A 25,053-nucleotide genomic window follows, 5' to 3' on the forward strand; every position below is an offset into this window, starting at 1 on the left:
AGCGGGCGCCGCGGCCGGAACGCAGTCCCGGTCGCGGCGAGGCGAAATGGCGGAGCCGGCGGCCCCGAAGGCGGGAGGCGGCGGCGCCGCGCCCCGCAATCCTCAGGCCTTCGAGACGTCCCAGAAGAACGGCAGCGGGCCGGACACCACGCCGGAGACGTTCTTTCGCCAGGCCTGGTAGTTGAGATAGAAGCCGGTCGGCGCGTAGACGACGTTCTCGACAGCGGCCTTGTTGAGCCGGCCGAGCGCGGCCTTCTCCGCGGCGAGGTCCCTGGCGTCGAACCAGTTCGCCACCTCGGTCTCGACCGCCGGCACGTCCGGCCAGCCGAACCAGGCCTTGTCGCCATTGGCGCGGATCGCGGTGTAGGCGGCCGGGTTGATGCAGTCGGCGCCGGCATGCCAGGTGTGGAACATGCTCCAGCCGCCCTTGTCCGGCGGCGTCTTCTGGGCGCGGCGGGCGCCGACCGTGCCCCAGTCGGTGGCGACGAAATCGACATTCATGCCGATGCTCTTCAGCAATTCGGCGGTGACGTCGCCCATCGACTTGGTCGCCGCCATGTCCTGCGCCACGACGCAGACCACCGGCTCGCCCTTGTAGCCGGATTCGGCCAGGAGCTTCTTGGCGGCGGCGACGTTCTTGGCCTTCATCATCGCGCCGCCCTCCTCGGTGTAGAGCGGTGTGCCGGGCGTGAAGAAGCCGCCCAGCTCCTTCCAGAGCTTGTCGTCGTCGCCGACGACGGCGCGCATGTAGTCCTCCTGGTTCAGCGCGGTCATCACCGCCTGGCGCACCTTCAGGTTGTTGAAGGGCGGGAAGAGGTGGTTCATCCGGAAGGCGCCGATATTGCCGAGCGGATCGCCGATATCGACATTGATGCTGGCATTGCCCTTGAGCACGGGGATGAGGTCGGCGAGCGGTGTCTCCCACCAGTCGACCTCGCCGTTCTGCAGCGCCGCCGCGGCCGTCGCCGGGTCGGGCATGATCACCCATTCGACGCGGTCGATCAGGATGCGCTTGCCGCCGGCGAGCCAGTCCGCCTTCTCGGAACGCGGGACGTAATCGGCGAATTTCTCGAACACCGCCTTGGCGCCGGGCACCCATTCGCTCCGGGCGAACTTCATCGGCCCGGAGCCGACATATTCGGTGATCTGCTGGAAGGGATCGGTCCTGGCGATGCGCTCCGGCATGATGAAGGAACAGGGCGCGTTGTTCTTGGCGAGCGCCAGCAGCATCTTCGGGAAAGGCTGCTTCAATTGCCACTTCCAGCTACGGTCGTCGGTCGCGGCGAGCTCGTTCTCGATCGCCTTGATCATCAGGCCCATCGGGTCGCGGGCCTGCCAGCGCTTCAGGCTCTGGACCACGTCCCGGGCGAGAACCGGGCTGCCGTCATGGAATTTGAGCCCCTCCCGCAGCTTGAAGGTCCAGGTCAGGCCGTCGGAGGAGACTTCCTCGCCCTCGACCATCTGGCGCTGCGGCCGGAATTGCGAATCGATGCCGTAGAGCGTGTCCCAGACCAGCGCCGCGGCGTTGCGGACGACGTATTGCGTTCCCCAGATCGGGTCGAAATTGGCGAGATTGGCCTGCGGCACGAAGCGTAGCGTCTTGCCGGCCGCGCCTTGCGCCACGGCGGGCATCGACAATCCTGCGGTCGCGGCGGCAATGCCGGCGCCGACCGTGGATTTCAGAAATCTCCTGCGATCCATCGTCCTCTCCCCTGAAACGGCTGCCTCTGACGTGCGGCCTTGCGGCGAGTGTGAGCAGAAAAAGCATCCCTGACAACACGCCGGTTCCGGCCGCACGAGGCACGGCAGGGGCTTGCAGAGTTCGTGCCAGACGGTGCCGAAACGCGAAAAGGGCCGGAAAACCCGGCCCTTTTCGCATGGCGAAGGATCGCTCGAAAAAAGCGGTCACATCGGCTCGACCGGCTCGTCGACGCGCGCGAACGGCCTGGCCTGCTCGAAGGCCGCGGCCGCCCGCAGCACCAGCGCGTCGCGGCCGAAGGCGCCGACGATCTGCAGCCCGGCCGGCAGGCCGCCGCCGGTCAGGCCGCAAGGTACGGAGACCGCCGGCTGCTCGGTGATGTTGAAGGGGTAGGAGAACGGCGTCCAGCGGGTCCAGTCGTCGCCATAGGCGCCATGCCCGGGCGTGTTGCGGCCGACGGCGAAGGCCGGCAGCGGCAGGGCCGGCGTCAGCAGCAGGTCGTAGCGGGCGTGGAATCGCGCCATCAGCAGCGCCAGTTCGTTGCGGCGGTAGAGCAGCGCCTCGACATAGCTCGAGGCGGGGATGCGCTCGCCATGTTCCGCCACGGCGACCAGGCCGGGGTCCATGCGGGCCCGGCCGGCGGCGTCGACATCCCGCAGCGCCAGCGCCGCGCCCGCCGACCACAGCGTCCGCAGCGTCTCGATCGGGTCCTCGAAGCCGGGCTCGGCCTCCTCGACCGTGGCGCCCAGCTCGGCGAAGACCTGCGCCGCCGCGCCGGTGAGAGCGGCGATCTCGGGATCGACCGCCACGTCGAGGCCGAGCCGCGGCGACCAGGCAACGCGCAGCCCCCTGAGGCTGCCCTGCAATCCGTCGACATAGTCGGGCGGACGGTCCGTCAGCGCGGTCATGTCGCGCTCGTCGGGCTGGCCGATCACCTGCATCGCCAGCGCCGTGTCGGTCACGGTGCGGGTCAGCGGGCCGAGATGGGCGAGGAAGCCCATGGTCGAGACCGGCCAGGCCGGGACGCGGCCATAGCTCGGCTTCAGCCCGACCACGCCGGTGAAGGCGGCCGGGATGCGCACCGAGCCGGCCCCATCCGTGCCGAGATGGATGCAGCCGAGATTGAGCGCCGCGCAGGCCGCCGCCCCCGACGAGGAGCCGCCCGGCCCGGTGCCGGTGTTCCAGGGATTGCGGGTGATGCCGGTGAGCGGCGAATCGCCGACGCCCTTCCAGCCGAATTCCGGCATGGTGGTCTTGCCGAGGAAGACCGTGCCGGCCTCGCGCAGGCGCGCGGCGGCCGGGGCGTCCTCGGCGACGGGCTCGCCGGAAGCGAGCGTGGTGCCGCGCCGCATCGGCCAGCCGGCGACGGCGATGTTGTCCTTGATCGTCACCGGCACGCCGTCGAGCGGACCGGTCGCCTCGCCTTTCAGCCAGCGCGCCTGCGAGGCCTCGGCCATGGCCAGCGTCGCCGCCTCGTCGCGGTGGACGAAGGCGTTGATCGCGGGCTCGAAGCGCGCGATGCGGGCGAGCGCGTCCTTCGCGACCTCGACCGGCGACAGGTCCTTGCTGGCATAGAGCGGGCCGAGTTCGGCGGCCGAGAGCGAAGCGATCGTCGTCATGCGGGATCCTCAGGCGTTGGCGACGCGCCAGGCGGTGGCGAGCAGCACATTGGCGCCGGCGACCATGTCCGCCTCGGTGCTGAATTCGGCCGGGTTGTGGGAGAGCCCGCCGATCGAGGGGATGAAGACCATGGCGGTCGGGCAGAGCCGCGCCATCATCTGGGCGTCGTGCCCGGCGCCCGAGATCATGCGCCGGATCGGCAGACCGAACTCCGCCGCGCTGCGCTCGACCTCGGCGATCAGCCCCTCGGCGAAGGGCGTCGCCGGGAAGCGGGCGAGGTCGCGGAAGGCGATCCCGATGCCGTCGCGCTCGCAGAGCTCGGCGCAGAAGCGCCGCACCGCCTCCTCGGCCCGGGCCAGCGGCTCGTCCTGCGGATTGCGCAGGTCGAGCGTCATCACCACCGTCTCGGGCACCACGTTGACATTGGCCGGCGTCACCCGGATGACGCCCATATTGGCGAGCTGGTGCGGGATGGTCTTGGTCAGTTCGTTGGCGAAGATGTTGATGCGCGCGGCGGCAAGGCCGGGGTCCCTGCGATAGGCCATCGGCGTCGTGCCGGCATGGCTTGGGCGGCCCTTCAGGGTGAGCTCCAGCCAGGTGATGCCCTGGATGCCGGTGACGGCGCCGAGCCCGCCGCCCTCGTTCTCCAGCACCGGCCCCTGCTCGATATGCAATTCCAGATAGGCGTGGGCCGGCAGGAAGCCCGGCTTCTCGGCGCCGTCATAGCCGATGCGCCTCAGCTCGCTTCCGAGGCCGACGCCCTCGGAATCGGCTTCGGCATGGGCGGCCTCGACGCTCATTCCGCCCGCCCAGACATAGGAGCCCAGCATGTCGGGATGGAAACGCGCGCCCTCCTCGTTGGTGAAGGCGATGACGGCCATGTCGCGCTTCGGCTTCAGCCCGGCATCGCGCAGCGCCGCCAGCACCTCGACGCCGGCTACGACGCCGAGCGCCCCGTCGAAGCGCCCGCCGGTGCCGACCGTGTCGATATGCGAGCCCATGATCAGCGCCGGGCCGTCCTCCTGCCCCTTGAGGATGCCGACGATGTTGCCGATCGCATCGACGCGGACGTCGAGGCCGAGCGCCTCGAGCTGGCCGACGAGCCAGTCGCGCCCCTGCCTGTCGGCGTCCGTCAACGCCAGCCGGCGGCAGCCGCCCTCCGGCGTCGCGCCGATGCGCGCCAGCTCCGCCAGCCGCGACGTCAGCCGCCCGCCGTCGATCCGCAGATTGGTGCTCATGGGCGCCGGTCCTTCTCGCTTCGGCGGGCAGGATGCAGGCCGCGCCCCGGCTTGTCGACCCGCCCGGCGCGCATCCGCGCCCTTTGAGAGGGGGCTGTCTGCGCCGTGCGAACACGGCTAGAAGCGGGGCCCCATGTCTACAGCCGCCACGATCCCAGCCTCGTCCCATCCCTGGCTCGCCGAAATGCGGGCGATGCTCGCCCTGAGCTGGCCGATGGTGCTGACCAATGTCGCGCAGACGGCGATGACGGCGACGGATGTGGTGATGATGGGCCATCTCGGCCCGCAGGCGCTGGCGGCGGGCGCGCTCGGCGGCAATCTCTACACCGCGTTCCTGATCTTCGGCATCGGCGTGATGAGCGCCGTCTCGCCGATGATCGCAATCGAGCTCGGCCGCAACCGCCATGCGGTGCGCGACCTGCGCCGGACCGTGCGGCAGGGCTTCTGGGCGGCCGCGACCATGGCGGTGCCAATGTGGCTGTTCCTCTGGCAGGCGGAGGCGATCCTGAACGCCATGGGCCAGGACCCGGCGCTGGCGAAGGCCGCCGCCTCCTATGTCCACACGCTGCAATGGGGGCTGCTGCCCTTCTTCCTCTATCTGTGCCTGCGCGGCTTCGTGGCGGCGCTGCAGCGGCCGCGCTGGGCCTTCATCGTCGTGCTCTTCGCCGTGCCGTTCAACGCCTTCGCCAACTGGTGCCTGATGTTCGGCAATCTCGGCTTTCCGGCGCTCGGCCTGCCCGGCTCCGGCTTCGCGACGGCGCTGTCCTCGGGGCTGATGTTCGCCGGCCTCGCTTTCGTCGTCTCGCGCGACCGGCGCTTCCGGCGCTATCATCTGCTCGGGCGCTTCTGGGTGCCGGACTGGCCGCGCTACCGGAGCTATTGGCGCATCGGCTTCCCGATCGGGCTGACGGTCGCCTTCGAGGTGGTGATCTTCAACGGCGCCGCCTTCATGATGGGGCTGATCGGCCAGACCCCGCTCGCGGCGCATGCCATCGCCATCCAGATCGCCTCCCTCACCTTCATGGTGCCGCTCGGCATCGGGCAGGCCGGCACCGTCCGGGTCGGGCGCGCCTTCGGCGCCGGCGACTCCGAGGGCATCCGGCGCGCCGGCGCGGTGGCGCTGATCCTCGCGCTCGGCTTCATGGCCATGACGGCGCTGACGATGGCGCTGGCGCCGCAATGGCTCGTCGCCCCCTTCCTCGACCGGGCGAAGCCGGGCGCCGAGGAGGTCGCGGCGCTGGCGATGGTCTTCCTGTCCTACGCCGCGATCTTCCAGCTCGCGGACGGGGCGCAGGTCGTCGGCTCCGCCATCCTGCGCGGGCTCGGCGACACGCGCCTGCCGATGATCTTCGCCGGCCTAGGCTATTGGGGCATCGGGCTGCCGCTCTCGGCCGCGCTCGGCTTCCTGACCCCGCTCGCCGGGCGCGGCATCTGGATCGGCCTGGCGATCGGGCTCGCCATCGTCGCCGCGCTGATGCTCGGGCGCTGGGCGGCACGGGAGCGGCTCGGCCTCGTCGCCAGGGCGCGGGCGGCGGCCTTCTGATCCGCGCCCGACCGCCGCGGCGGCAGGGATGATCGCGGCCAAGCGCTCCATGCCCGCAGCGCATGACTCACAGAGACGTGAAGGCCTGCCGCGCCATGGCGGCATTCCGGCGGGCAGGCCGTCACGTTTTGTTAACGTCGCGCCGTTTTCCTCAACCTAAGGGAGAATGGCGTTTTCGGCTCGAAAATGCGCCCATCCCACCCAACGCGGCGTCTGCCGGAGGCGTTTGTGGCAGGACGGAGACATTGTTGCTCATTCACAACACTCATCGACCGCCACAATTTCGCCACGCGGTATTCACCCCGCAGCCATCTCCGGCCCCTTGAAACGGCCAGGGCGACAACGCAGGCAGATGCGCCGTCGCCTCGCCGCCCGCCTCCGCCCGCCGCCCAGACAGAGTTGCCGTCAATGTCCTCCCGCCCAGACGCCTCCCCCCTCGCCCGGCCGACCCGCCGGGTCTTCGCCGCCATGACGCCGCTGTTCCTGGCGGCCTGCGTCAGCCAGCGCCAGCAGCCCTACGAAGTGCAGACTCCCCGGGGCTTCGCTGTCAGCCCGGAATATCTGGAAATGTATGGCGAGCGCCCCAATGAGCGCTTCCCGCTGCCGGCCACGGACGTCTCCGAGGTCAATCCGCGCTTCCTGCGCCAGATCGTCTCCTACCCGACGGCGGAGCATCCCGGCACGATCGTCGTCGATACCGACAACCACTTCCTCTACCTCGTCCAGCCTGGCGGCAAGGCGATCCGCTACGGCATCGGCGTCGGCAAGCAGGGCATGTCCTGGCGCGGCCGCGCCCGCGTGCAGCGCAAGGCCGAATGGCCGCGCTGGACCCCGACGCCGGACATGATCCGCCGCGAGCCGAAGAAGAACGGCCCCTGGGCCGGCGGCATGAAGGGCGGTCTCGACAACCCGCTCGGCGCCCGCGCGCTCTATCTCTACCAGGGCGACCGCGACACGCTCTACCGCATCCACGGCACCTCGGAGCCCTGGTCGATCGGCAAGTCGATGTCCTCGGGCTGCATCCGCCTGTTCAACCAGGACATCATCGACCTCTACAGCCGCGTCCCCACCGGGACCAACGTGCTCGTCCTCAACCGCGGCAAGCTGTCGGCGCCGGAAGCGACCGACGAGGCGCCGCCGCCGGACGACGACTTCCTGCCGCCCGAAACCGATTTCTGAGGCGGGCGCGGCACGCCGCCGCACCCCGCCTTGATACCGTCACAGGCCCGTTCCACCTCTTGAGGGCGGCGCAACCGCGCCGTCCAACCAGAGGAGATGACGATGACGCCGCAGGAACGCGACGTGATCGCCGGGATTTTCGATCGGCTCCGGCAGGCCGCCAACCAGCCCCGCGACCCGGAGGCGGAGGCTTTCATTGCCGAGCGCCTGCGCGAGCAGCCCTATGCGCCCTACGCCATGGCGCAGACCGTCTATGTGCAGGAACAGGCGCTGACCAACCTGCACCAGCAGGTCGAGAGCCTGCAGGCGCAGCTTCGCGAGCTCCAGAACCGGGCCAGCGAGGCGCCGCCGGCCTCGGGCGGCTTCCTGTCCGGCATCTTCGGTGGCGCCCCCGCCCAGACGCGGACCGGCTCGGTGCCGCCGGTCCCGCCCCGCCCGGAGGGCGCGCCTTCCGCCGCCTGGACCAACATCCAGGGCGGCCCGCCCGACCAGCCTCCGCCGCCCCAGCCGGGTCCCTGGAGCAGCCAGCCTGCGCAGGCGCAGGGCGCGGGCGGCGGCTTCATGGCCAGCGCTCTCACCACCGCGGCGGGCGTCGCCGGCGGCATGATGCTCGGCAATGTGCTCTCCCGCGCCTTCGGCGGCAGCGGCGCGAGCGGAGCCACGAACAGCCTGGCGAGCTCGGTCGACACTTTCGGATCGGGCACGAAGGCGCAGCAGGCGGCTTACGACAAGGGCGCGTCCGACCAGGCCGCCGCTGATCGCGGGGCCGACGACCAGGCCCGCGACAACCATCAGGACGCCTCCTTCGACCAGGCCGGTTACGACGACGCCGACTACGATGACGGCGGCGCGGCGGACGACGATAGCTGGGTCTGACGACGGCTCGGACCGGCCATGGAGCCCGCCTCGCCGAGGCGGGCTTTTTGCATAGGCGGGCTTCACAAACGGATGGGCCGGATATAGATTAGAATTATTCTAATCTATGGACCTTCCATGAAGCGCCTCGACGATCTCGACGAAGCCGAGCTCCTTGCCCTTGCCATCGCCAGCGAGGAGGAGGATGCGCGGATCTACCTGACCTTCGCGCAGAAGCTGCGGGCTCATTATCCGCACTCCGCCAGGATGTTCGAGGATATGGCCGCCGAGGAAAGCGGCCATCGCCACCGGCTGCTGACGCAATATGAGAGCCGGTTCGGCACGGAATTGCCGCTGATCACGCGCCAGGACGTCAAGGGCTTCCTCAAGCGCAACCCGGTCTGGCTGCACGAGGATCTCCAGCTCGAGGCGGCGCGCCGCCACGCCGCGGTGATGGAGATGGAGGCGAGCCGGTTCTATGCGCGCGCCGCCGAGCGCGCCCACGACACCGGCACCCGCAAGCTGCTGGCCGATCTGGCGGAAGCCGAACGCGGCCACGAAAAGCTGGCGGAACAGCTCGACAGCACGCTCAAGAGCTCGGGCGCGGCCGGCGAGGAGGAGGAAACCCGCAAGCGCCTCTTCGTGCTGCAGATCGTCCAGCCGGCGCTGGCCGGGCTGATCGACGGCTCGGTCTCGACGCTGGCGCCGATCTTCGCCGCCGCCTTCGCCACGCATGATTCCTGGAACGCCTTCGTCGTCGGCCTCGCCGCCTCGATCGGCGCCGGCATCAGCATGGGGCTGACCGAGGCGCTCTCCGACGACGGCGTGGTGACCGGGCGCGGCCATCCCTGGGTGCGCGGCGCCGCCTGCGGCCTCGCCACCGCTATCGGCGGGCTCGGGCACACCCTGCCCTATCTGATCCCGGATTTCTGGCTGGCCACGGCCATCGCCGGCGTCGTCGTCGCCTGCGAGCTCGTCGTCATCGCCTGGGTGCGCTTCCGCTACATGGAGACGCCGTTCACCGCGGCGATCGTGCAGATCATCCTCGGCGGCCTCGCGGTGCTGGCCGTCGGCATCCTGATCGGCAGTTCCTGAGGGCGATCGCCCTCAGATCACGATCACCTTGGTCCCGACGCCGACCTTGCCGTAGAGGTCGACCACGTCCTCATTGGTCATGCGGATGCAGCCCGAGGAAACCTCGCGGCCGATGGTGTTCGGCTCGTTGGTGCCGTGGATGCGGTAGAGCGTCGAGCCGAGATAGAGGGCGCGGGCGCCGAGCGGATTCTCCGGGCCGCCGGCCATGAAGCGCGGCAGGTCGGGCCGGCGCTTCAGCATCTCGGCCGGCGGCGTCCAGCTCGGCCATTCGGCCTTGCGCGTCACGGTCTTGGTGCCGGCCCAGGAAAAGCCGGGCCGGCCGACGCCGATGCCGTAGCGCAGCGCCCGGCCGCCGGGCTGGACCAGGAAGAGGAAGCGGTTCGGCGTGTCGACGATGATGGTGCCGGGCCTGTGCGGCCCGTCATAGGCGACCTCCTGCTTGCGGAAGCGCGGCTCGATGACATAGGGGATGCCAGCCCGCGGCTCGGCCGGCTGGCCGAGCGCCGCGACCTGCCGGCCCGCCTGCGGAGCGGCCTGCGGCCGGCGCGCCTCCGCGAAAGGATCGGGCTCGTAGCGGGAGGGAGCCCGGACCGCCGCGCCATAGGCATAGCCGGCCGGGCGATTGTAGACGGCGCCGCCGCGGCCATAGGGCGTCGGGTCGCGCCCGGTCATCAGCATCTCGATCAGCCCGCCGCCGTAATTGGCGCGGCCGCGCCCGGCCTGCAGCACCGGGTCGTTCGGATAGCCGTAGCCCTGGGCGATGGCCGGGGCCGTTGCGGCCAGGCCGGCGGCGACAGCCAGCAAGGGGAGGACGGACGCGCGGCGCATGACGTGAACTCTCTCGGCGGAACCTGTGCCGGAAAGCCTGCGGAGCGGCGTCAAAGGAATGGTGAATCGCCGGCGCCCGCAGCCGGAAACCGCCGGCGAAAGCGCGAATTCGCGGAATTAACCTTAGCATCCGCCGAAGAGACAGGGTGAAGGAAAGCTTTCCGCCAGCCCCTCAGACAGGGTTGCGCGGCGCCCTCGCCCGGCGGGCCAGCCAGCGCAGCCTGAGCCCGGTCCGCCAGCGGGCGACGTCGCAGGCGAGGAGGACCGCGCCATAGGCCAGCCCGCCCAGCCCGATCTGGAGAGCGAGTTCCGGCAGCGGCGGCAGGCGTCCCTGCAAGGGCCAAACCGCCAGCGCCATCGCGCCGGACGCCAGCATGAGGCCGGCGAGATCGCGCAGCGGCGGCCGGAAGGGCAGCGCGCGCAGGGCGATCAAGGCGGTGACCAGCAGCACGGCGAGGAAGCCCGCGCTCTGCGCGGCGGCGAAGCGCAGGGGCTCCGCCGCCCCCGGCGCGCCGAACAGCCATGTCAGGTTCGCGGCGAGGCCGATGACGGCGACGACGGCGGCGACCCAGGTGCGCTTCTCGAGCAGGAAGACCGGGTAGATCGCCGCCTGGAACAGCGCGATCGCGGCGAAGCCCGGCAATAGCGGCGCCATGAAGCGCGCGAAATGGCCGCGGAAGCCCGGCGGCACGAACAGCGCCTCGAAGGCCGGCAGGACGAGCCAGAAGCCGAGCGCGGCGGGCAGGACGACGGCGAGGACGAGCACCATGTTGCCGGCGATGCGCCTTTGGGCCGCCCGGCGCCCGCGCGTCTCGTCCAGGCGGATGACCTCGCGCAGCAGCACGATCTCCAGCATCGTCGCCAGCATCGGGAAGAGGCGCAGCCCGATATCCGAGGCGAGCGAGAAATAGCCGGATTCGGCCAGCCCATGCGCCTGCGCCAGCAGGCTGCGGTTGAGCAGCGGAATCAGCGAATAGACGGCGTTGCCCGCGACGAGCGGCAGCCCGTAGCGCAGGAAATCGCGCGCCAGCTCCCGGCGCGCGGCGGTCATAGAGAGCGGCCCGTCGGAGAGCCGGCGCCGCACGCTGAGCACGGAAGCGACGGTGCCGGCGAGGCCGGCGAGGAGCACGAGCGCCGGATCGCGCGTCAGCCAGGCCCCCCCCACCATCAGCACGAGGACGACCACGGCCCGGACGAAGATCAGCCGGGCATAAGTCGTGTCGAGGAAGCGGGCTCGCGCGATGGCGCCGTGATAGTCGAACCAGCCGGCGCCGATCGCAGCGAAAACGGCGGCGCCGAGCAGGGAGGCCGGCAGGCCGCCCTCGAAGCCCGCGAGCAGCGCCACGGCGAGCAGCAGGCAAAGCGTCAGGGCGACGGCGGCGAAGAGCAGGTCGAGCGTCGCGCGGATGCCGGGATCGCTCTCCCGCGCCTGCGCCGTATAGAAGCGCACCGCCGAGAGCTTCAGCCAGTCGAGCGCGGCCGTGTTGACCAGCACGACCAGCGCCGCGCCGATCGCATAGAGCCCGAAGGCCGCAGGGCCGAGAAACAGCGCGATCAGCAGGCCGAGGGCGAAATTCAGCGCCGCATTGACGAGGAAGGGCAGGAGGATGGTCATCTCTCGCTCGTCTCCTCCCGCCACGGCCCCGTCCGGAAGGCGCCCCGCGACTCGGCCCGGGCCCGGCCGGCGCAGCAGGACATGGCGTAGCGGGCCATCGACGGTTTTCCAAGCGCAAGGCACGGGGCGCGCGCGGATGCGGCGGCGGCATGGCGGAGGCCTCGGCAATGCCTTGCACCCCCTAGGCGCGCGCCGGCTTTGTGCCTAGAGGCTGATCATGACCGTGCTTCCGCCGATCCGCCCCGCCCGCGACGCCGATTCGGAGCCCCTCGCCGCCCTGATCGCGGCGTGTTTCGCGGAATATCCGGACTGCCATTTCCTGTGGGAGGAGTTCCCGGAGCTGCGCCGGCCCGCGAGCGCCTTCGCGGCCAAGGGCGGCCAGCTCTGGGTCGTCGACGCGCCGGGCGGCGGCATCGCCGGCTCGCTCGGCGTCACGCCGGTCGCCGAGCAGAACGCCGTCGAGCTCACCAAGCTCTATGCCGACCCGGCCTTTCGCGGCACCGGGCTGGCGCAGGCCCTGTTCGCGGAAGCGCTGGCCTTCGCCGAGGCGGGCGGCTTCGCGGACATCATGCTGTGGTCGGATACGCGCTTCGCGCGCGGCCACCGCTTCTATGAAAAGCTCGGCTTCCGGCGCTGGCCGGGCGAGCGCTACCTCGCGGACGTCTCCGCCAGTTGGGAAATCCATTTCCGCAAGCCGCTGCGCGGCGCCGCATGAGCTGGTCGACAGCGCTGCGCGCCGCGCTCGGCATCGCGCTCCTCACCGGCATGGACGCGGTGATGAAGGGGCAGATGCGGCAGCACCCCTTCGCGCTGGCGCTGTTCATGCGCTTCGCCATGGGCGGGCTCTGCGCGCTCGCGGTGCTGGCCGTCGCCCGCCCGGCGCGGCCGACGCGCGACAGCGTGATCGGCAACCTCGCCCGCGTGCCGCTGGTCGTGCTCACGGCCGGAAGCTTCTTCTACTCGATCTCGGTGCTGCCGCTGGCGGAGGCGCTGACGCTGTCCTTCCTCGCGCCCGTCTTCGTGGCGCTGCTGGGCGGATTGCTGCTCAGGGAGAGAATCGACAAGCGCGTGCTGCAGGCGCTCGCCTTCGGCCTCGCCGGCATGCTGGTGATGGTCTGGCCGCGCCTTCAGGGCCATGTCAGCGGCGCCGGGCTCGGGGTCGCGGCCGCCCTGTTCTCGGCGGTGAGCTACGCCTTCAACCTCGTCCTGCTGCGGCGCATCGCGATGCGCGAGCATCCGACGGTGATCGTCGCCTTCCAGAATGTCGGGCCGGCGCTCTGCCTCGCCGTGCCGGCGGCGAGCCTGTTCGAGCCGATCGCGCCGGCCGACCTCGCGCTCTATCTCTTCGCCGGCGCGCTCGGCGTCGCCGGCCATCTGACGCTGACCTCGGCCTATGCCCGGGCGGCCGCATCGCGGCTCGCCGCCATCGAATACACCGCGCTGATCTGGGCGAGCCTGCTCGGCTTCCATCTCTTCGGGGAGGTGCCGCTCTACACCACCTATCTCGGCGCGCTGCTGATCATCGCCGGCGCCGTCGCCGTCAGCCGGCGATAGCCGCGCGGCCGCCCGGCGCGGCGAAGCCCCGGGGATCCATGCCGGAAGCGCTGCGAGAGGGCTCTTCCGGCTCCGGCTAGGACTTCGCCTTGCGGGCCGGCAGCACGATGCAGGTCTCGGTGCCGTGGGCCAGCAGCTTGCCGCGCGCGTCGAGGAGGCTGCCTTCGCTGGTGATGACCGAGCCACCGCGGTGGATCAGCCGGCCCTCGCAGCGCACCGTGCCGCTCTCCGGCATGACCGGGCGGACATAGTTCAGCTTCATCTCCAGCGTGGTGTAGCCCTCGCCGGGCCTGAGCGTCGAATGGGCGGCGCAGGCCATGGCGGAATCGAGGATGGTCGCGGTCCAGCCGCCATGGATCGTGCCGAGCGGATTGAAGAAGCGCGGCGACGGCCGGCCGATGAAGACGACGCGGCCTTCATCCGCCTCGACCAACTCGAAATCCATGGCCCCGGCGAAGGGCGGGGCCGGATGCGAGCCGTCGACGATGCCGCGCAGGAAGCTCAAGCCATCGCCCGCGGTCAGCACCTCGCGCGACACCACTCCAAAGGTCCGATCCATCGCCGCCTCTCAAAACGTGTATCTGCACGATATGGAAGATCCTGCAGGCGCGTCAACCGGAGAAGACGGCGAGGAGGGGCGTCACGGTTCCAGCCGGACATGGCCTGCGCATTCCAGGAGGATGATCCTCGACCTCGAACCCGGTCGTCCCGGGCGAAGCGGGGCGACGATCCGGGATCCATGCCGGAGCACGTCCGATGAAGGCCCCGGCATGGTTACCGGATCTGCCCATGGTCGCCCGCGACGACCCGCAGCCTCTTCGCCGGCAGCGCTCCGCATCGACCAGCCTCTCGCCGGCCCTGCGGCTCAGCGCGCGCCCCGCGCCGCACGCCGCAGCGCCTTGAGCCCGTCCCTGGTCTCGCGCCAGCGCTCCTCGCCGAAACCCTTCTCGATCTTGTCCTGCGCCGCCCGCCAGAACGGGATCGCCGACGCGATCGCCGCCCGGCCCTTCTCCGTCACGGCATAGACCGCGGCGCGGCCGCGGCCCGCGACCGGCTCGACCATGCCCTCGGCCGCCAGGAGCTGGAGATTGCGCGTCAGCGAGGTGCGCTCCAGCGCGAAGCGCTCGGCCAGCTCGGTGATCGACCGCCAATGGCCGGTGCTCAGCGCCGAGAGCAGCACGAACTGGGTGATCTTGAGCCCGCTCGGCCGCATCGCCTCGTCATAGGCGCGGGTGACCGCCCGGGCGGTCATGCGGATATGCAGCGCCACGCAGGAACGGGCGATGTCGTCGAGGCGCAGGTCGGACGCAGGGCTCGTCGCTGATGTCGTCATCCTGCCATCCTAGCGTGTTCGGCTCGTCACGGCAGCCGGCAAGCGACCGGCCGCGACGCCGCATCCGGACGCGTTCACTTTATCCTTCGCGGCTTGCTTGACTCTCCCGGAGCCCGTGCCTATCTGCCCTGCCATCTGTTAGCACTCTCCTGGGAGGACTGCTAACAGTCTCACCCCGGGGCCCCTGCGGCGCCCGAACCGAATATGACAAGAGGAAGACAGAACCATGAAGTTCCGTCCTTTGCATGACCGCGTCGTGGTCCGCCGCCTCGACAGCGAGGAGAAGACCAAGGGTGGCATCATCATCCCCGAGACCGCCAAGGAGAAGCCCCAGGAGGGCGAGATCGTCGCCGTGGGCCCCGGCGCCCGTGACGAGGCCGGCAAGCTCGTCGCCCTCGACGTCAAGAAGGGCGACCGCGTCCTGTTCGGCAAGTGGTCGGGCACCGAGGTCAAGATCGATGGTCAGGACCTCCTGATCATGAAGGAATCCGACATCATGGGCGTCGTCGGCTGATCGCCGGCTGAGCCTCTTCCCACCTTTCCAGTTCCAGTCCAAGGAGTAGCTCTCATGGCTGCCAAAGACGTTAAGTTCGGCACCGACGCCCGCGACAAGATGCTGCGCGGCGTGGATGTCCTCGCCAATGCCGTGAAGGTCACGCTCGGTCCGAAGGGCCGCAACGTCGTGATCGAGAAGTCGTTCGGCGCTCCCCGCATCACCAAGGACGGCGTCACCGTCGCCAAGGAGATCGAGCTGTCCGACAAGTTCGAGAACATGGGCGCCCAGATGGTCCGCGAAGTCGCTTCGCGCCAGAACGACCATGCCGGCGACGGCACCACCACCGCGACCGTGCTCGCCCAGGCCATCGTCCGCGAGGGCGCCAAGGCGGTTGCCGCCGGCATGAACCCGATGGACCTGAAGCGCGGCATCGACCTGGCCGTCGAGGCCGTCGTCGCCGACCTCAAGAAGAACTCGAAGAAGGTCACCTCGAACGCGGAAGTCGCGCAGGTCGGCACCATCTCGGCCAACGGCGATTCGTCGGTCGGCGAGATGATCTCGAAGGCCATGCAGAAGGTCGGCAACGAGGGCGTCATCACCGTCGAGGAAGCCAAGACCGCCGAGACCGAGCTCGACGTCGTCGAGGGCATGCAGTTCGACCGCGGCTATCTCTCGCCCTACTTCATCACCAACTCCGAGAAGATGGTCGCCGAGCTCGACGACCCCTACATCCTCGTCTTCGAGAAGAAGCTCTCCTCGCTCCAGGCGATGCTGCCGATCCTCGAGGCCGTGGTGCAGACCGGCAAGCCGCTGCTGATCATCGCCGAGGACGTCGAGGGCGAGGCGCTCGCCACGCTCGTCGTCAACAAGCTCCGCGGCGGCCTCAAGGTCGCGGCCGTCAAGGCTCCGGGCTTCGGTGACCGCCGCAAGGCCATGCTCGAGGACATCTCGATCCTGACCGCCGGCCAGATGATCTCGGAAGACCTCGGCATCAAGCTCGAGACCGTGACGCTCGACATGCTCGGCCGCGCCAAGCGCGTGCGCATCGAGAAGGAGAACACCACGATCATCGACGGCGCCGGCAAGAAGAAGGACATCGAGGCCCGCGTCGCGCAGATCAAGGCGCAGATCGAGGAGACCACCTCGGACTACGACCGCGAGAAGCTCCAGGAGCGCCTGGCCAAGCTCGCCGGCGGCGTCGCGGTGATCCGCGTCGGCGGCGCGACCGAGGTCGAGGTCAAGGAGAAGAAGGACCGCGTCGACGATGCCCTGAACGCCACCCGCGCCGCGGTGGAAGAAGGCATCCTGCCGGGCGGCGGCGTCGCCCTGCTGCGCGCCCTCAACTCGGTCAAGTCGATCAAGACCGCCAATGACGACCAGAAGACCGGCGTCGAGATCGTCCGCAAGGCGATCAGCGCTCCGGCCCGCCAGATCGTCGACAACGCCGGCGATGACGGCGCGGTCGTGGTCGGCAAGCTGCTCGAGGCCAAGGACTACGCCCACGGCTACAACGCCCAGACCGGCGAGTACGGCGATCTGGTCAAGGCCGGCATCATCGACCCGACCAAGGTCGTGCGCACGGCGATCCAGGACGCGGCGTCGATCGCGGGCCTGCTGATCACCACCGAGGCGATGGTCGCCGACCAGCCGAAGAAGGAAGCCCCGATGCCCCCGATGGGCGGCGGCGGCATGGGCGGCATGGACTTCTGAGGAAGTCCAGCTTCTCGCAAGCCACCAGGAAGGCCCGGCGCAAGCCGGGCCTTTTTTGCGCTCTTTCCGCCGTCTTCCCGGACAAGCCGCCTCCGCCGCCATGCGTCCCGAGCGCCCCGCTCGGGAGCCGAAGAGATGGTCTTCCTCCCCGCTCCTCGCCTATAAAAGCAGCAAGCGCCTCCACGAGGAGCGCGCGAACACGACAGAACCGATCGGGAGAGGCCCATGCAGACCTCCAAATTCCTCACCGGCGTCGCCCTCGCCGCGACGCTGCTCGCCGCGCAGGCCGCCCGCGCCGACATCACCATCGGGCTGATCGCCCCGCTGACCGGCCCCGTCGCCGCCTATGGCGAGCAGGTCAAGAACGGCGCCCAGACCGCCGTCGACGTGATCAACAAGAATGGCGGCGTGCTCGGCGAGAAGCTCGTCCTGAAGCTCGCGGACGATGCCGGCGACCCGAAGCAGGGCGTCTCCGCCGCCAACCTGCTCGTCGGCGACAAGGTGAAGTTCGTCGTCGGCCCGGTGACCTCCGGCGTCGCCATGGCGACCTCCGACGCGCTCGCCGAGAGCGGCGTGCTGATGGTGACCCCGACCGCGACCTCGCCGGCGCTGACCACGCGCGGGCTCAGCAACGTCTTCCGCACCTGCGGCCGCGACGACCAGCAGGCCGAGGTCGCCGCCGCCTATGCGGTGAAGAACCTCAAGGGCAAGAAGATCGCCATCGTCCACGACAAGGGCACCTATGGCAAAGGCCTCGCCGACAACTTCCAGAAGGGCATCAATGCCGGTGGCATCAAGGAAGTGGCCTATCTGACGCTGACCCCGGGCGAGAAGGACCTCTCGGCCGTCATCACCCGGCTGAAATCGGCCGGCGCCGAGGTGATCTATTTCGGCGGCTATCACCCGGAGGGCGGCCTGCTCGCCCGCCAGCTCGCCGATGCCGGCGTCAAGGCGACCATCATCGGCGGCGAGGGCCTGTCCAACACCGAATTCGCCGCGATCGGCGGCGACCACGCCACCGGCACCCTCTTCACCAACGCCACCGATGCGCTGAAGAACCCGGATTCGGCCACGGCCGTCGCGGCGCTGAAGGAGAAGGGCATCCCGCCGGAAGCCTTCACCCTCAACGCCTATGCCGCCGTCGAGGTGCTGAAGGCCGGCATCGAGAAGGTCGGCAAGGCCGGCGACCCGTCGGGCACCGCCAAGGCGCTGCATGCCGGGCTGCCGGTCAAGACCGCGATCGGCACGCTGACCTACGGCAAGACCGGCGACCTGACCTCGCCGAGCTTCTCGCTGTACAAGTGGGAAGGCGGCAAGATCGTCGCGGCGGAGTAAACCCGGCCGGCGGTCGAACCGCCCGCCCCACCCGCTTCGCGCCCCGGACGAGCCCGGCTCGTCCGGGGCTTTGCGTTCCGGCGCCGGCGCGCCGCACGGGGCCGGGGCACGGGCCGTCCGGGACAAGGCAGCGCCGATCCGGCACCGATGCCGGAGCCTTTCAGACCGAGATTCCGGCATGGATCCCCGGTCTCCCCTCGGTCGCGCGGAATGACCGCGCAGCCGCCACGGCCGCTTTCCTCGCCCTCTCCGGCAGATGACAATTCGCTCATCTGCCCCCGGCGCCATTGAAAGGCCTTCCTCGCTGGGACATGGTCCGAATCGTGGAATCGACCCTTTCCCGCCAGGATTTTCAGCCCATGCGTCCGTTGAGCATTCTCGTCGCCCTGATGGCGGCAGCCGCATTGGTGGTCGGCCAGCAGGCCGATGCGGGCGGCCTCGTCGGCATGGGCGTGATCGGCCTGCTGCTCGCGGTGGTGACCTTCCGCTCGCCCGGCCTGCCCTTCTTCCTGCGCATCTTCTCCAGCGTCTTCGCCATCGAATATGTGCTGTTCGGCGGGGCCGCGCTGCTCGCCCAGCTCGGCTGGTGGCCGCCGGAGCTGCGTATCCCGGCGGTGCCGACCAGCCTGCCGACCACGGTCGGCGTCTTCGGCATCCTGATCTACGCGATCTCCTTCGTGCCGGTGATCGCGCGCATCGGCCGGCTCGCCTCGCCCTTCTTCGAATCCGACGAGATCACCACCGCCAATCTCTGGCCGATCGGCCCCTACAAGATCCGGCTGGGACGGCTCGGCGTCGCGCTCTTCGTCTTCCTGATCGTGCTGAACCAGGCGCAGGTCGGCATCACGCTGCGCCTCTCCTTCTTCAACCGCGACATGTACGACGCGCTGCAGAACAAGGATGCGGCGGCGTTCTGGTACCAGCTCTTCTGGGTATTCTGCCTATGGGCGGGAATCTGGGTGGTCTCGGGCCTGATCGAGGTTTTCGCCAACTACACCATCCTGATCCGCTGGCGGCAGTTCATGGCGCTGGAATACACCGAGCGCTGGCTGAGCCACGCCACGCATTACCGGATCGCGCTCGCCGGCAGCGTCGACAACCCCGACCAGCGCATCGCCGAGGACACGCGCTCCTTCGTCAACCAGACCTATAATTTCGCCCTGCCCCTGCTCTCGCAGGTTTCGACGCTGGTCTCGTTCTCGATCATCCTCTGGAATATCCCGGTCGCCTTCAGCTTTCCGGGCACCTCCCTCGCCATCCCCGGCTACATCTTCTGGGTCGCCTTCCTCTATGCGGCGGTCGCGACCTGGCTGACGCATCTGATCGGGCGGCCGCTGATCAACCTCGAATTCGAGCAGGAGAAGCGCGAGGCGAATTTCCGCTTCTCGCTGGCGCGCCTGCGCGAATATTCGGAGCAGATCGCGCTGATGGTCGGCGAGCCGACCGAGCGGGCGCATCTGGCCGAGCGCTTCCGCGCCATCGTCGAGAACTTCTACCGGCTGGTCTGGCGCCGGCTGAAGCTCAACACCTTCACGCTGTCCTACAACCAGATCAGCGTGGTGATGCCCTATATGATCCTGGCGCCCTATTATTTCGCCGGCACCATCACGCTCGGCATCATGATGCAGGTCGCCGGCGCCTTCGACCGAGTGCAGACGGCGCTGTCCTTCATCATCAACAGCTATTCCTCGATCGCCCAGTATCTCGCCGCCATCGGCCGCCTGACGACCTTCGAGAAGGCCGTCGACGAAGCGCAGCACGGCCCGATCAGCGAGGACGCGCTGGGCCGCGAGACCTCGCGCGACGGCAACCTGCATGTCGGCAAGGCGGTGCTGGCGCTGCCCAACGGCCGGCCGATCGTCAGGCTCGACCGGCTCGATCTCGGCCAGGCGCGCTCGACCCTGCTGATCGGCCCCTCCGGCTCGGGCAAGTCGACCCTGTTCCGCGCCATCGCCGGGATCTGGCCCTTCGGCGACGGCAAGGTCGGCATCCCGGCCGATGCGCGGATCATGCTCTTGCCGCAGCGCCCCTATCTGCCGCAGGGCACGCTGCGCGCCGCCCTCGCCTATCCGGAGCGCGAGAGCGCCTATGACGACGACGCGATCCGCGCGGCGATGGCCAAGGTGCGGCTCGGCCATCTCGCCGACAGGCTCGACGAGATCGACCTCTGGGGCCAGCGCCTCTCGGGCGGCGAGCAGCAGCGGCTCGCGGTGGCGCGCGCCCTGCTGAGCAAGCCGGACTGGCTCTTCCTCGACGAGGCCACCGCCTCGCTCGACGAGAAGCTCGAGGGCGAGATCTACGCGACGATCGACCAGGAGCTGCCGGAGGCGCGCATCGTCTCGATCGGCCACCGGGCGACCCTGCGCGACATGCACGAGACCATCGTCACGATGGAGCCGAACGAGGACGGCACCTATACGCCGACCCGCACGGAAAAAACGCCGGCCGCCTGAAGGCGGCCGACGCTCGAAACGGCGTTTCCGAAGCGGCTCAGAGCGAGCGGCTGAGCACCAGCTCGCCGGCGCCGCCCTTGAGGACGAGCCGGCCGTTGACCATGTCCCATTTCTGGGTGGCCCGCAGCGCCATCAGGAAGGAGCGCTCGAAATCGAGGGTGGCCTTGTCGCAACTGCGCTTGGTGATCGCGATGGGGCCGACCGCGAAGCCCTGCTGGCGCAGCGGATAGGCGGCAGCCGAGAAGGTGTTGCAGCCGCCGAAGCCGGTGCCGCGCAGATTCTGGTCGATCAGCAGAGTGGCGCGGCGGTCATAGACCGGCTTGCCGTTGAGTTGGACGACGCTCCAGCTCGCGCCGACGGGAAAGGTCTTCTCCTGCTGCGGCAGCGGGATCGGGGTGTTGCCGCCGCCCAGCTCCTGGCGGGACGGCATCTGCTGGCGGCGCTGCGCCGCGGCTTCTCCCGGAACCAGCATCGGCGCGACCAGCGCGGCGAGGACGGCGGCAAAGCCAAGGCGTGGAGTCATCGTCATCATACCTGCATTCACGCGCGCGAAAGCGCCACGGGCCCCTTCATGGTTCAACGCCTAGAGGCCAATTGGTTCGGGATCAAGGCTGCCGCATGGAAAAGCGTGCAGCCCGGGTGCCCGCGCACGCATCAGATCCGGGCGTCGAGCCGCTCCAGCAGCCGGTTCGCACGGCGGAAGACATAGGCCGGCGCAGTGACGGTGATGTCGTCGGCGCCCCTGCCTGCCAGCTCCTCGACCAGCGCGAAAACCGCCTTGTCCGGGCAATGCAGGGTCAGCGGCGCGCCGGCTGTCGGCGGCCCGAAGGGCAGACGCGCCCCGAAGCGTTCCGTCAAAGCCGCGAGCGCCGCCGCATCCAGCTCGAGCCTAGCGCGGATCTCGCGGATGGTGCGCGCCTCCTCCTCCGCCGCGATGCGGGAGAGGATGGTGCGCACCGCGGCGCGGGCGCGATCCCCCCAGGGGGCGCGCGCCGAGGCGACGAGATTCGCTTCCGAAGCGAGCATGACGCCGTCGTCGAGCACCTTCAGCGCATTGGCGGCGAGCGTCGCGCCGGTGGTGGTGATGTCGACGACGATCTCGGCCGTGCCGGCGGCGGGGGCTCCTTCCGTCGCGCCCAGGCTCTCGACGATGCGGTAATCCGCCAGCCCGTGCTGCGCGAAGAAGCGGCGGGTCAGGTTCACATATTTGGTGGCGACCCGCAGCTTGCGGCCGTGGCGGGCGCGCATGGTCGAGGCGACGTCCTCGAGATCGGCCATGGTGCGGACGTCGATCCAGGCCTGCGGCACGGCGACGACGACATTGGCGTGGCCGAAGCCGAGCGGGGTCAGCATCTCCACCGCCGCATCGGCGTCAGACAACTGCTCGCGCACCAGATCCTCGCCGGTGACGCCGAGATGGGCCGCGCCCGAGGCGAGCTGCGCGACGATCTCCGAGGCCGAGAGGAAGGCGACCTCGGCTCCCTCCACGCCCGCGATGGCGCCGCGATAGCCGCGCTCGCCGCTGGCCTTGACGAATTTCAGCCCGGCCCGGCCGAAGAAGGCCGTGGCGTTCTCCTGCAGCCGTCCCTTGGAGGGAACGGCGAGGACGAGCGGCGCGCGATTGGCCTGGGGCGCTTGGGTCATGGGGCCTCTCCCGCCAGGCGATCGAGCCAGAGCGAGGCGCCGACCGCGGGAATCGCCCGCTGCGCGCCGAGGCGGCCGAGCAGGTTGTCGTAGCGCCCGCCGCCGGCCGCCGGCTTGCCGTCGCCGCGGGCCGGATCGTGCAATTCGAAGATGAAGCCGGTGTAGTAGTTGAGATTGCGGGCGAAACCGGCGGAGAACTGGATCGCGCCGACATCGACGCCGCGCGCGGCGAGGAAGCCGGTGCGCTCGTCGAAGGCGTCGAGCTCGCGGTTCAGGTCGAGCGCGGCCTGGTCGGCCAGGGCCCGGAGCGAGGCGGAGGCGGCGTCGGGATCGCCGGACACGGCCAGCACCCGGCCGAGCAGCGTCTTGACGTCGTCGTTCACCGGATTCTCGCGCTCGGCGGCGCGGGCGAGGAAACGCTCGGCGATATCGGCGGCGCTGCGCCCGCCGACCGTCGAGATGCCGGCGATCGAGAGCACGTCCTCGACGAAGGCGCGGGCGGCCTTGGGGTCTTGCCCCTCCAGCGCCTTGAGCAGGCCGGCATGGGCCGCCTCCCCGTCCGGCGCCGGCGGGTCGAGCGCGGCGACGGCGTCGGCGCCCTTGCCCTGCACGATGGCGCGCGCGAGCCGGCGGCGCGCGCCTTGCGGGACGGCGAGCCGGTCGAGCAGGGCGCCGAGCAGCGCGACGTCGCCCATGACGATGCGCGGGGCCTCGAGCCCGAGCGCGGCGGCGGCCTCGATGGCCAGCGCCATGATCTCGGCGTCGGTGGCGGTGAAGTCGGCGCGGCCGAAGGATTCCAGCCCGGCCTGGCGGAACTCGCCCGGCTCGCCGGAACGCATGCGGAAGACCGGGCCGGCATAGGCGTAAGCCGCCGGCTCGGTCGAGCCCGAGGCGATATGATCGAGCGCGACGGGGATGGTGTATTCGGGCCTCAGGCACCAGTCGCGGCCCTCGGCATCCTGCGTCATGAAGATGCGGCGGCGGATGTCCTCGCCCGAAAGATCGAGGAACACGTCGGCGGGCTGGAGAATGGCGGGCTCGGCACGGGCGTAGCCTTCGCCCGCGAGGAGCGCGATCACGGTGTCGATGCTGGCGCGGCTTGCGGGCACGGGTCGTCCTGTCCTGTTGCGAGCGTCGTCCTAGCAGCGGTGCGGAGGATTTTCGAGGGATTTGAGGGAAATGGGTGAACGGGACTTTTCGGCGTCATGCCGGATCGAGCCCGAGCACGGCCGCCCTCATTCGTGCCGTGCCAGCACCTGCTTCACGCCCGCGACCAGCTCCGCCACCGGCACCGCGAACTGCGCCTGCGCCTGCTTGGCCTTGTGCTCGGCCGAATCCTTGACGTCGCGGCCGGCGGCGGCGAGCTCGGCGCCGAGGACCAGGTCCTTGATGACCACCGTGCCGGCCTCGCGCTCGGAGGAGCCCTGAATGACCGCGCAGACCGCGCCGCGCCGGTCGGCATATTTCATCTGGGCGTTGAAGCCGGAGGCGCCGAGATAGAGATCGGCGCGCAGCAACGGCCGGCCGTCCGCATCCTTCGCCTGCCGCAGCGCCGAGACCATCGCCTGATAGCCCGGCATGAACTCCGGCGACTTGTTGTCCATCGCGGTCACGACGACGAGCGGCAGTTCGTTCCGGCTGTCGACGATCGGCGACTTCACCGCCTTCAGCGCCGAATAGAGCCGCGAGACGCCGATCGAGAAGCCGGTCGCCGGCACCGGCTCCGGCCGGAAGCGGCCGACCAGGCCGTCATAGCGCCCGCCGCCGGCGACAGAGCCGAAGCGCACCACCTGCCCGTCCTCGTTGGTGACCGGGAAGGTCAGCTCCACCTCGTAGACCGGGCCGGTGTAGTATTCGAGGCCGCGGACGACGGAGGGGTCGATGATGATCCGGCCGAGATAGCCGGCCGCGGTGATCAATTCGCGGATCTGCTCCAGTTCCGCGATGCCGGCCTGGCCGTTTTCGGCGCCCTCGACGAGGCCGCGCAGGTCGGCGAGCGCCGAGGCGGAGAGTCTGGCCGAGCCTTCGCTGTCCTGGGCGTTCGTCTTGCCCAGCTCGGCGAGCGTCTGGCCGAGTTCGAGATAGCGCAGGATGCGGTCGGACTGGGCATCGGACAGGCCCGCGCCCTTGGTGAAGTCGCCGCTCTCGTCCTTGCGGCCGTCGCCGAGGAGCTTGCGAACCTCCTCCAGCGGGAACTTGTCGGCCTTGTCGATCGCGCGCAGGACCGTCAGCCGAGCCGCAGGGTCGATGCCCGCCGCATCCATCACGCCGTCCAGCACCTTGCGGTTGTTGACCTTCACGACATAGTCGCCGCGCTTGATGCCGAGCTTCTCCATGGTGTCGGCGGCGAGCATGCAGATCTCGGCATCGCCGGCGACGCTGCCCGAACCGACGATATCGGCGTCGAACTGCATGAACTGGCGGAAGCGGCCCGGCCCGGGCTTCTCGTTGCGGAAGACATAGCCGACGCGATAGCTGCGATAGGGCTTCGGCAGCGCGTCGAAATTCTCCGCGACATAGCGGGCGAGCGGCGCCGTCAGGTCGTAGCGCAGCGAGAGCCACTGCTCGTCATCGTCCTGGAAGGAGAAGACGCCCTCGTTCGGCCGGTCCTGATCCGGCAGGAATTTTCCGAGCGCGTCGGTGTACTCGACGAAGGGCGTCTCCACCGGATCGAAGCCATAGACCGCGAAGCTCTCGCGGATGACGGCGAGCATGCGCTCGGTCGCGGCGACATCGGCCGGGCCGCGATCGACGAAGCCGCGCGGCTGGCGGGCCTTCAGCTTGGCAGGGGCGGATTTGTCGGCGGACATGGGCAATTCGTTTCGCTTTGTAGGTTTGTGTTGGTCAGCACAAAAG

At 69.7% G+C, this 25,053-nt stretch carries 21 protein-coding genes; 10 read left to right on the forward strand and 11 right to left on the reverse strand.

The window, feature by feature from the left end; all coding sequences use genetic code 11:
• Window positions 1-102: 102 nt before the first annotated feature.
• The 3 genes from ACWH43_RS16430 to ACWH43_RS16440 form a co-directional block, all read right to left on the reverse strand.
• Window positions 103-1,701 carry an ABC transporter substrate-binding protein gene (locus ACWH43_RS16430; protein ID WP_158445450.1) on the reverse strand — a complete coding sequence of 533 codons (1,599 nt, stop codon included), beginning with the start codon at window positions 1,699-1,701 and terminating at the stop codon, window positions 103-105.
• A 204-nt stretch (window positions 1,702-1,905) separates the two neighbouring features.
• Complete coding sequence (locus ACWH43_RS16435) at window positions 1,906-3,318, reverse strand: amidase (RefSeq protein ID WP_158448289.1); 1,413 nt, start codon at window positions 3,316-3,318, stop codon at window positions 1,906-1,908.
• Window positions 3,319-3,327: 9 nt separating this feature from the next.
• The gene (locus ACWH43_RS16440) at window positions 3,328-4,557 is read right to left on the reverse strand and encodes a M20 family metallo-hydrolase (RefSeq protein WP_158448290.1); all 1,230 of its coding nucleotides are present in this window, start codon (window positions 4,555-4,557) and stop codon (window positions 3,328-3,330) included.
• A 133-nt stretch (window positions 4,558-4,690) separates the two neighbouring features.
• On the opposite strand from ACWH43_RS16440, the gene ACWH43_RS16445 reads away from it, so the two are divergent.
• The 4 genes from ACWH43_RS16445 (at window position 4,691) to mbfA (ending at window position 9,229) form a co-directional block, all read left to right on the forward strand.
• Entirely contained in the window at window positions 4,691-6,100 is a 1,410-nt protein-coding gene (locus tag ACWH43_RS16445) for an MATE family efflux transporter (RefSeq protein WP_260348030.1), read from the forward strand.
• Between the two features lie 468 nt (window positions 6,101-6,568).
• On the forward strand, window positions 6,569-7,279 hold the full coding sequence (locus ACWH43_RS16450; RefSeq protein WP_375796998.1) for a L,D-transpeptidase: 711 nt from the start codon (window positions 6,569-6,571) through the stop codon (window positions 7,277-7,279).
• A 102-nt stretch (window positions 7,280-7,381) separates the two neighbouring features.
• Window positions 7,382-8,155, forward strand: coding sequence for a DUF2076 domain-containing protein (locus tag ACWH43_RS16455; RefSeq protein ID WP_158448134.1), 774 nt, complete (start codon window positions 7,382-7,384; stop codon window positions 8,153-8,155).
• A gap of 117 nt (window positions 8,156-8,272) precedes the next feature.
• Entirely contained in the window at window positions 8,273-9,229 is a 957-nt protein-coding gene (gene mbfA, locus ACWH43_RS16460) for an iron exporter MbfA (protein WP_158446847.1), read from the forward strand.
• 12 nt (window positions 9,230-9,241) lie between these two features.
• Here mbfA and ACWH43_RS16465 read toward each other — a convergent pair whose 3' ends face one another.
• Together ACWH43_RS16465 and ACWH43_RS16470 are read right to left on the reverse strand one after the other, a co-directional pair.
• Window positions 9,242-10,057 carry a L,D-transpeptidase gene (locus ACWH43_RS16465; RefSeq protein ID WP_158446378.1) on the reverse strand — a complete coding sequence of 272 codons (816 nt, stop codon included), beginning with the start codon at window positions 10,055-10,057 and terminating at the stop codon, window positions 9,242-9,244.
• A gap of 172 nt (window positions 10,058-10,229) precedes the next feature.
• Window positions 10,230-11,672, reverse strand: coding sequence for an oligosaccharide flippase family protein (locus ACWH43_RS16470; RefSeq protein ID WP_158446377.1), 1,443 nt, complete (start codon window positions 11,670-11,672; stop codon window positions 10,230-10,232).
• 217 nt (window positions 11,673-11,889) lie between these two features.
• Between ACWH43_RS16470 and ACWH43_RS16475 the strand changes: the two genes are divergently transcribed.
• Both ACWH43_RS16475 and ACWH43_RS16480 read left to right on the forward strand, forming a co-directional pair.
• Window positions 11,890-12,387, forward strand: a complete 498-nt coding sequence (locus ACWH43_RS16475) for a GNAT family N-acetyltransferase (protein WP_158446376.1) — start codon at window positions 11,890-11,892, stop codon at window positions 12,385-12,387.
• Window positions 12,384-13,226 carry a DMT family transporter gene (locus ACWH43_RS16480; protein ID WP_158446375.1) on the forward strand — a complete coding sequence of 281 codons (843 nt, stop codon included), beginning with the start codon at window positions 12,384-12,386 and terminating at the stop codon, window positions 13,224-13,226. The genes ACWH43_RS16475 and ACWH43_RS16480 overlap by 4 nt, the downstream gene beginning before the upstream one ends.
• A gap of 76 nt (window positions 13,227-13,302) precedes the next feature.
• Here the strand turns inward: ACWH43_RS16480 and ACWH43_RS16485 are convergent, their stop codons facing one another.
• Entirely contained in the window at window positions 13,303-13,785 is a 483-nt protein-coding gene (locus ACWH43_RS16485) for a PaaI family thioesterase (RefSeq protein WP_158446374.1), read from the reverse strand.
• Window positions 13,786-14,091: 306 nt separating this feature from the next.
• Entirely contained in the window at window positions 14,092-14,559 is a 468-nt protein-coding gene (locus ACWH43_RS16490) for a MarR family winged helix-turn-helix transcriptional regulator (protein WP_158446373.1), read from the reverse strand.
• A 226-nt stretch (window positions 14,560-14,785) separates the two neighbouring features.
• Here ACWH43_RS16490 and groES point away from each other — a divergent pair, with 226 nt between their 5' ends.
• The 4 genes from groES to ACWH43_RS16510 all read left to right on the forward strand — a co-directional run bounded on the left by groES (window position 14,786) and on the right by ACWH43_RS16510 (window position 20,553).
• Window positions 14,786-15,073: a co-chaperone GroES gene (gene groES, locus ACWH43_RS16495; RefSeq protein ID WP_089176366.1), complete on the forward strand. Its 288-nt coding sequence runs from the start codon at window positions 14,786-14,788 to the stop codon at window positions 15,071-15,073.
• Between the two features lie 54 nt (window positions 15,074-15,127).
• Window positions 15,128-16,765: a chaperonin GroEL gene (gene groL / locus ACWH43_RS16500; protein ID WP_158446372.1), complete on the forward strand. Its 1,638-nt coding sequence runs from the start codon at window positions 15,128-15,130 to the stop codon at window positions 16,763-16,765.
• A 225-nt stretch (window positions 16,766-16,990) separates the two neighbouring features.
• On the forward strand, window positions 16,991-18,100 hold the full coding sequence (locus tag ACWH43_RS16505) for a branched-chain amino acid ABC transporter substrate-binding protein (RefSeq protein ID WP_158446371.1): 1,110 nt from the start codon (window positions 16,991-16,993) through the stop codon (window positions 18,098-18,100).
• A gap of 359 nt (window positions 18,101-18,459) precedes the next feature.
• Window positions 18,460-20,553 carry an ABC transporter ATP-binding protein/permease gene (locus ACWH43_RS16510; protein ID WP_311734781.1) on the forward strand — a complete coding sequence of 698 codons (2,094 nt, stop codon included), beginning with the start codon at window positions 18,460-18,462 and terminating at the stop codon, window positions 20,551-20,553.
• A 37-nt stretch (window positions 20,554-20,590) separates the two neighbouring features.
• Here ACWH43_RS16510 and ACWH43_RS16515 read toward each other — a convergent pair whose 3' ends face one another.
• The 4 genes from ACWH43_RS16515 to hisS all read right to left on the reverse strand — a co-directional run bounded on the left by ACWH43_RS16515 (window position 20,591) and on the right by hisS (window position 25,007).
• On the reverse strand, window positions 20,591-21,076 hold the full coding sequence (locus tag ACWH43_RS16515) for an META domain-containing protein (RefSeq protein WP_260348032.1): 486 nt from the start codon (window positions 21,074-21,076) through the stop codon (window positions 20,591-20,593).
• A gap of 131 nt (window positions 21,077-21,207) precedes the next feature.
• Window positions 21,208-22,197 (reverse strand): ATP phosphoribosyltransferase, encoded by a 990-nt coding sequence (gene hisG, locus ACWH43_RS16520; RefSeq protein ID WP_158446369.1) that lies wholly within the window; start codon window positions 22,195-22,197, stop codon window positions 21,208-21,210.
• A complete protein-coding gene (locus ACWH43_RS16525) occupies window positions 22,194-23,306 on the reverse strand; it encodes an ATP phosphoribosyltransferase regulatory subunit (protein ID WP_158448216.1) in 1,113 nt (370 codons plus the stop codon). Before ACWH43_RS16525 ends, hisG begins: the two co-directional genes overlap by 4 nt.
• Before the next feature lie 126 nt (window positions 23,307-23,432).
• Window positions 23,433-25,007 carry a histidine--tRNA ligase gene (hisS, locus tag ACWH43_RS16530; RefSeq protein ID WP_158446367.1) on the reverse strand — a complete coding sequence of 525 codons (1,575 nt, stop codon included), beginning with the start codon at window positions 25,005-25,007 and terminating at the stop codon, window positions 23,433-23,435.
• Window positions 25,008-25,053: the final 46 nt, after the last annotated feature.

It is taken from the genome of Allobosea minatitlanensis (assembly GCF_964020775.1).

Coding starts and splice junctions, on each gene's coding strand:
- ACWH43_RS16475 (WP_158446376.1), top strand. CDS start 11,890: ATGACCGTGCTTCCGCCGATCCGCCCCGCCCGCGACGCCGATTCGGAG.
- ACWH43_RS16505 (WP_158446371.1), top strand. CDS start 16,991: ATGCAGACCTCCAAATTCCTCACCGGCGTCGCCCTCGCCGCGACGCTG.
- hisG (WP_158446369.1), bottom strand. CDS start 22,197: ATGACCCAAGCGCCCCAGGCCAATCGCGCGCCGCTCGTCCTCGCCGTT.
- ACWH43_RS16440 (WP_158448290.1), bottom strand. CDS start 4,557: ATGAGCACCAATCTGCGGATCGACGGCGGGCGGCTGACGTCGCGGCTG.
- mbfA (WP_158446847.1), top strand. CDS start 8,273: ATGAAGCGCCTCGACGATCTCGACGAAGCCGAGCTCCTTGCCCTTGCC.
- groL (WP_158446372.1), top strand. CDS start 15,128: ATGGCTGCCAAAGACGTTAAGTTCGGCACCGACGCCCGCGACAAGATG.
- ACWH43_RS16455 (WP_158448134.1), top strand. CDS start 7,382: ATGACGCCGCAGGAACGCGACGTGATCGCCGGGATTTTCGATCGGCTC.
- ACWH43_RS16445 (WP_260348030.1), top strand. CDS start 4,691: ATGTCTACAGCCGCCACGATCCCAGCCTCGTCCCATCCCTGGCTCGCC.
- ACWH43_RS16510 (WP_311734781.1), top strand. CDS start 18,460: ATGCGTCCGTTGAGCATTCTCGTCGCCCTGATGGCGGCAGCCGCATTG.
- hisS (WP_158446367.1), bottom strand. CDS start 25,007: ATGTCCGCCGACAAATCCGCCCCTGCCAAGCTGAAGGCCCGCCAGCCG.
- ACWH43_RS16450 (WP_375796998.1), top strand. CDS start 6,569: ATGACGCCGCTGTTCCTGGCGGCCTGCGTCAGCCAGCGCCAGCAGCCC.
- ACWH43_RS16435 (WP_158448289.1), bottom strand. CDS start 3,318: ATGACGACGATCGCTTCGCTCTCGGCCGCCGAACTCGGCCCGCTCTAT.
- ACWH43_RS16515 (WP_260348032.1), bottom strand. CDS start 21,076: ATGACTCCACGCCTTGGCTTTGCCGCCGTCCTCGCCGCGCTGGTCGCG.
- ACWH43_RS16480 (WP_158446375.1), top strand. CDS start 12,384: ATGAGCTGGTCGACAGCGCTGCGCGCCGCGCTCGGCATCGCGCTCCTC.
- ACWH43_RS16430 (WP_158445450.1), bottom strand. CDS start 1,701: ATGGATCGCAGGAGATTTCTGAAATCCACGGTCGGCGCCGGCATTGCC.
- ACWH43_RS16470 (WP_158446377.1), bottom strand. CDS start 11,672: ATGACCATCCTCCTGCCCTTCCTCGTCAATGCGGCGCTGAATTTCGCC.
- ACWH43_RS16465 (WP_158446378.1), bottom strand. CDS start 10,057: ATGCGCCGCGCGTCCGTCCTCCCCTTGCTGGCTGTCGCCGCCGGCCTG.
- ACWH43_RS16485 (WP_158446374.1), bottom strand. CDS start 13,785: ATGGATCGGACCTTTGGAGTGGTGTCGCGCGAGGTGCTGACCGCGGGC.
- ACWH43_RS16490 (WP_158446373.1), bottom strand. CDS start 14,559: ATGACGACATCAGCGACGAGCCCTGCGTCCGACCTGCGCCTCGACGAC.
- groES (WP_089176366.1), top strand. CDS start 14,786: ATGAAGTTCCGTCCTTTGCATGACCGCGTCGTGGTCCGCCGCCTCGAC.